At 66.5% G+C, this 4,140-nt stretch carries 5 protein-coding genes and 1 tRNA gene; 4 read left to right on the forward strand and 2 right to left on the reverse strand.

The genetic code is table 11. The annotated features are described in order from the left end of the window. The 3 genes from ADL25_RS50330 to ADL25_RS06025 form a co-directional block, all read left to right on the forward strand. On the forward strand, nt 1-690 hold a 690-nt coding region (locus ADL25_RS50330; protein WP_234380647.1), incomplete at its 5' end, for a hypothetical protein. After that, nucleotides 690-1,013, forward strand: coding sequence for a hypothetical protein (locus tag ADL25_RS06020; protein ID WP_059126582.1), 324 nt, complete (start codon nt 690-692; stop codon nt 1,011-1,013). The genes ADL25_RS50330 and ADL25_RS06020, both read left to right, overlap by 1 nt. A 152-nt stretch (nt 1,014-1,165) precedes the next feature. Beyond that, nucleotides 1,166-1,804, forward strand: coding sequence for a hypothetical protein (locus ADL25_RS06025; RefSeq protein ID WP_059126583.1), 639 nt, complete (start codon nt 1,166-1,168; stop codon nt 1,802-1,804). 1,028 nt (nt 1,805-2,832) lie between these two features. Here ADL25_RS06025 and ADL25_RS06030 read toward each other — a convergent pair. Next, nucleotides 2,833-3,141, reverse strand: a complete 309-nt coding sequence (locus tag ADL25_RS06030) for a hypothetical protein (protein WP_159044891.1) — start codon at nt 3,139-3,141, stop codon at nt 2,833-2,835. Between the two features lie 189 nt (nt 3,142-3,330). On the opposite strand from ADL25_RS06030, the gene ADL25_RS06035 reads away from it, so the two are divergent. Then, complete coding sequence (locus tag ADL25_RS06035) at nt 3,331-3,591, forward strand: hypothetical protein (RefSeq protein ID WP_159044892.1); 261 nt, start codon at nt 3,331-3,333, stop codon at nt 3,589-3,591. 29 nt (nt 3,592-3,620) lie between these two features. Here ADL25_RS06035 and ADL25_RS06040 read toward each other — a convergent pair. Further along, nucleotides 3,621-3,707 (reverse strand) — tRNA-Leu (locus ADL25_RS06040). Nucleotides 3,708-4,140 lie beyond the last annotated feature (433 nt).

The following is a 4,140-nucleotide window of genomic DNA, read 5'->3' on the forward strand; positions in this document are numbered from 1 at the left end:
GACCTGGACCCTAGACAAGTCCCATCGTTGCAGGTCAGGAGCACTCTTCGCGTTTCTGATCACCCACCGGACGCACTGCCTCGTGAAAGCGCGAGGCTAAGCAGCTGCTCCAACTTCACTCCGGAGGGTGCCCTCATCAACCAAGGCATCCCTGCTATCGAAGGCCTGTACGACACGGGCGCTAGCATCTACACCGAATACAAGAAGGGAGACGGCGCCCACGCTAGCGGCCGCATCACCGCCTTCGCCCTGGTGCTCGTGCTCACCCGAGGCCGCGGAGCCGCAGCCGAAGAGACGAGCTTGCTTTCTGAAGGCCTACCAACTGAAGGCAAGGTAGGCGTTCAGCAGAACGCTGCAGTAGGTGGCGGCGAACTGGTGCGCGTGGGCCGATGGATGTTACGAGTGGAGCACGATGCGATGAAGCACACTGGCGTTGTTCAAGAGGGGGCCGGAGGCACAACATATGTGGCGCATCCTTCGAACCCGGCGGCGTACGGGCGACAGGCCGCGCCCGGCACGGGCTATGTCGAGTTCGACGTACCGCGTGGTTCCTTGCATCCTGCGGGCGAACCCGGATGGGCTCAGATTCCTGGGCCGAATTCTATGCGAGCCCGTCTCGCGCTGCGCCGCGGCCTGCCGGCACCACAGTTTCGGCCTGCATTGAACATCCAGTGGCTGATGGAGAAGTGATGACGATCGACGAACCTCTGCTTGCAGCACTGCGAGCCTGGGCGGCCGAGTGTGGGGAGTCTCTGGCTGCCGAAGGGATCGCGCTGCATCTCGATGATTCGCGGTCCCAGTGGGGCAAGCCGAGTATGGCGTTGGCGCTGGATCGAAGCGAGATCCTCAGCCAATTGACATTGTGGGAGGGCGGGGAAGCGGAACTCGAGCGTGGCGTGATTGCGACCGGCAAGGTGAGCGTTGAGCATCGGGAATTGGCCTCGGTTGCCGATCTGCGTCGGGCCTTGGCCGATCTCGTTCGTTGGCAGCGCGAAGGTCCGGGTGCGCGGTGAGAACTGCGCCGCGCAGTGGAGGCCATTACGGACCCGGCCCGGGTCCCCTAATGGCCTCCACCCGATGCTGATGGCCGTCCTCGCCTCGCTGCGCGTTCCACTCTCCTGTCAACACCTACGATCCGCACACCGGAGCGCTGACCGACCAGCTGGTGACCCGATCCACCACCCCGGCGAAGGTCGACGAGCAGAACTACACCTACGACCCCGCAGGCAACACCACCAAGCAGGTCACCACCCGCCTGGGCACCACAGCCGCCCCCGAGACCCAGTGCTACCAGTACGACGAACTCGACCGACTCACCCAAGCCTGGACCGCCACCGACGCCTGCAGCGCCACCCCCACCACAAGCTCCCACACCCAAGTCGGCGATCCGCTCGCTGGCGGCACCGCGTACTGGACCAGCTGGGACTTCGACGCCCTCGGCCAGCGGCAACACCAAGTTGAGCACTCCACCACTGGCGGCACCGACACCACCACCAGCTACACCTACAACGGCAACGGCACCGTCCAGCCCCACGCCCTGGCCTCCACCCAGGACAGCGGCCCAAGCAACGCGACCACCAGCTACGCCTATGACAAGGCCGGCAACACCACCGGCCGCAACACCATTGCGTCGGGCAACCAGACCCTGGCCTGGAACGAGGCCGATCAGCTCACCCAGGTCAGCGGCGGCAAGAGCGGCACCACCAGTTACATCTATGACGCTGACGGCAACGTCCTGCTCCAGACAGACCCCTCCAGGGTCCACCGCGGTCCAGCTACCCGAGACGACCGTGAGCTGCAGTAGCTTCTCCAGCTCTGTGCGGTGCCGTCGTACCCAGGACGATATGAGTACGGCTTCCCCCTCGCACTCGCCGACGACCGCGACGTGACAGGTCGGCGCTGTGCCGATGGCGTCCGACTCCGGGACGCGCCAGTACGGCGTTACGTCGGGAGGCCCGACTGTAGCGTGTCCCTCCTCGACGTAGCCTCGGAGATTCAGGGCGCCCCACGCGTCAAGGGAACCGATCACGCGGACCGGTCGCCCGCCCTCGACCGGTTGGGACCCCTGATAGTCCGGCGCAGGAATCAGGATCTCGTCCTCACCCATGTCCGGCAATGGAACCACGCCCGTGACCAGGGCCTGTTGGCTCATGCGGCCGTTCGGTACGGCAAACGAGAACATGCTGTCGTAGAGGTAGGCGAGGTCGCCCGGCTCCGCCATGGACAGTCCGAGCCGGCGCACGCACTCCTCGCGGGTCTGCAGCCGGAATAGTTCGGTGTCCAGCAGCCCGCGCCAGATGACGAGCTGGCGGTCGAGCACCAGGCTGCGCAGCGACTCGGCGTCCGTGGTGGGGCCCGACGGCCGCGCCGTTCTTCCGGTGTGCAGCACGTCGGGACGCCCGTCCGCCGTGCACGCCAATGAGGCCGCTGCCTCCAGGCTGCACCAAGCGCCTCCCAGGTAGTCAGCAACGTCGTCCAGTAGCACCAGGGTGCGCCCGGCGACCTGCAGCAGGGACAGCGATTCAAGGGTCCGCCGGAACAGTTCTTGTTCCTCGGGGGTGCGCGGAGCCTGTGGCACGCAGCTGTAGTCGTACCAGAGATGAATCCGCCTTAGCAGCGGCTGCAGCGAGGGCACGGTGTCGAGCAAGGCACGCAGGCGCCGCAGGCCGATGTCGTCGGATGCCTGTGCCGCATCGAACTCGATCACGTCCACGCCGATCCGTTCCACCTCTTGGGCCACCGGCACCAGTGACGTGTCGTCCAGCCTTTCCCTCAGGACACCGATCAACAGGCACTCCGCCAGGTCCGAACCGGCCACACCGACCGGCATGTTCATCGCGGCGGGAGCCATCCGACGAGGGGTAGTCCACGTCGATGGGCGACTTGGACCGCCTCGCACAGCGAGACGACCAGATGCCACGCGATCAGTCGCGCCTGCGTGCCGTCCGGGTCAGGCTGTTCGACGTCCAGCCAGCGGTGTGAGACGAACACATGATGACAACCAGGGAAGACGCCGCGCGCCAGCCGGGACGCCACCTCGCGCATCTGAGGGAAGCGCGCGTACCCGATGAGCTCGTCCAGGGGCAGCCAGCGCGACTCGGTCAGGTGCCGCCAGAGCGACATGATGGGCTGGGGATACATGTCCTGCGGTTTGGCGATCCCATCCAGCGTGCCCAACTTTGGCCAAGCCGCGCAGGATCGATGTCTTGCCCGCGCCTGGCACGCCTGTCCAGCGGTACCCGATCTCTAGACGCCCGGATACACGTCGGTACCTGGCAGCGGGCCCTGGGCTGTTCGCGGCCCGCTCCCACACTCGGGCAGCATGACCTCATGACGTCTTCTTCTTCCGCCCGAGAGCACCCGTCGGATGACGCAAGCCTGGAGGATGCTGCGGCGGCCGTGATCGCGGCGCAGGAGGTTCTTCATGCAGCCCGGCGCGATCTGGCGGCGGCGATCAACACCGCCAGGCAGGCCGGCGAGCCGATCCAGCGCATCGCCCAGCGCACCGGCTTGGATGCGGTGACGGTGCGAAACATCCTGGCCGTGGCTCCGGCCCCGGCGCCGCACGTTCGTCCTCGCCGCACACGGTAGGCACGCCGCCGAGGTAGCGGTGTACGTGGTGGTAGGAGTGGAGGGAGTTGAACCCTCACGCCCGTAAGGGCACCGGGACTTGAATCCGGCGCGTCTGCCTATTCCGCCACACTCCCTGGCACTTCACCCCCGGCCCAGGTGAACGACGGGGCCCGGGACAGGCGAGCAGGGCCCTGCCCTCACGCAGGACGCAGCCCACCGTGCCGTGAAGCGATCATCACTTTAACCCCGGCGGGAGCCCGGTGGGCAATCGCCGTATAGCGCCATCAACGCATCAACGCCCGCCGTGGCCTGGATGATGCGTGGGTGGACAGGTCGTCGACCTGTGCTCGCCGTGATGCCCAGTACGAGTACGTCACCCATCAGTATGTCGGTGTCGGCCGTTAACCTGTCGGCATGTCAGAGCGTGTCACCCCGGTCCATAGCGGCGGCCTGATCAACCGGTGCCCTGGCTGCCGCACCCGGACCACCCTCCCACTGCCTCACCTTGCCGCATGGACCGCCTACATAGCCTGCCGATCACTGCGCCCGACCCACCGCGCCCCCCGC

Source organism: Streptomyces sp. NRRL F-5122, assembly GCF_001507435.1.
GTDB lineage: Bacteria > Actinomycetota > Actinomycetes > Streptomycetales > Streptomycetaceae > Streptomyces > Streptomyces lannensis.

Bases quoted from the DNA above. Each gene is read 5' to 3' on its own strand.
- ADL25_RS06035 (WP_159044892.1), top strand. From the start codon at position 3,331: ATGACGTCTTCTTCTTCCGCCCGAGAGCACCCGTCGGATGACGCAAGC.
- ADL25_RS06030 (WP_159044891.1), bottom strand. From the start codon at position 3,141: ATGTATCCCCAGCCCATCATGTCGCTCTGGCGGCACCTGACCGAGTCG.
- ADL25_RS06020 (WP_059126582.1), top strand. From the start codon at position 690: ATGACGATCGACGAACCTCTGCTTGCAGCACTGCGAGCCTGGGCGGCC.